Source organism: Acidiphilium rubrum, from assembly GCF_900156265.1.
Classification (GTDB): Bacteria; Pseudomonadota; Alphaproteobacteria; order Acetobacterales; family Acetobacteraceae; genus Acidiphilium; species Acidiphilium rubrum.
Genome location: NZ_FTNE01000076.1, coordinates 1 through 1,196 on the forward strand (window position 1 = coordinate 1; position 1,196 = coordinate 1,196).

General features: G+C 62.6%; 1 protein-coding gene. It reads right to left on the reverse strand.

Translation table 11 applies throughout. The features are described 5' to 3' along the window. Positions 1–1,097, reverse strand: a 1,097-nt coding sequence (gene istA / locus BW994_RS18765; RefSeq protein WP_139334234.1) for an IS21 family transposase, incomplete at its 3' end; no start/stop codon positions are given. Positions 1,098–1,196 lie beyond the last annotated feature (99 nt).

Here is a 1,196-nt window from a genome sequence, read left to right on the forward strand (position 1 = left end):
CGGGCAATCTGCTTGCCGGCGTACCAGATCTCGACATGCAGCGGCCGGATCCGCGCCTCCACCCGTGTACCGACCTTCACTGGCACCGAGTAGAAATTTGTCTTCACCAGCACACAGCCGTGCTTGTCGACCAGCGGGAAGGCGATCTCGGCGATGTCGAACCCCTCGGTCGCGCATGGCAGCAGATGGTCGCGCTCCATATTCATCGTGGTGCCCACCGTGTCGATCCGCCCGGCCAGAACACGCGCTTCATCGGCTAGGCAATCGGCGAGCAGGCTGGCGTTCAGCGCGTCGAGATCGGCCATGACCGGCACCGGAACCAGATGATTGCGCCGGAAATATCCGCCTTCACCCTCGATGCCGCCCTTCTCATGACCCTGGGCCGGATTGCAGAATTCAGCACTGAACCGCCAATGCGAGCGGAACGCCACGAACCGCACCGTCTCCTCGCGTCGATGGCCGCGCAGGATCTTGCGCACCGCACTCGCCAGATTGTCATACCGCAGCAGGCGGAAGACCCCACCGAAATACGCGAACGCCATCTCGTGCGCCTCGAGAAACGCCTGCTGCGTCGCGCTGAGATACGCCCGGTGAAACGCCGCCCCGCTCGCCATCGAACGCATCGCGAAGACCTGAACCTTGGTGCGCTCACCCTCGAAATCGACCCAGGCTTCATACCAATCGACCTGCGCCTCATGGCCCAGCTCGTAGCTCTGCGGCACGAAGGTCTCGCGCCGGATCAGCCCGATCTGGTGCTTGCGCTCGCGCACATGGTTGCGCACCGTCGATTCCGCGACCGATACGCCAGGAAACTCGGTCAGGATCCGCCGGTAAATCCGCCGCGCCGTATGCCGCTGCTTGCGCGGCGCCCGCTGGTCCGCCTCCAAAACACTGTCGATGAACGCCACCACAGCATCCAACTTCGGCTTCACCCGCGCCGGATACTGATGCACAGGCGGCACCGCGCCCGCCAGCGCCTGGCGGACCATCCGCCGATGAACACCGAATTTTGCCGCAACACCGGCTACCGTGCCGATCCCAAACTCATGCTCTCGACGTAGCTGCTCGAATAATTCCACTTTGGCTTTCCAGTCCATATTTGGCTCCTCGATCGTGCCGAGGAGACCCTACGTTCGACGATGGAGGTGGGCCAAAATTCGCCATCACTGCTGGGCCAAAATTCAGTAGCAAAGCCA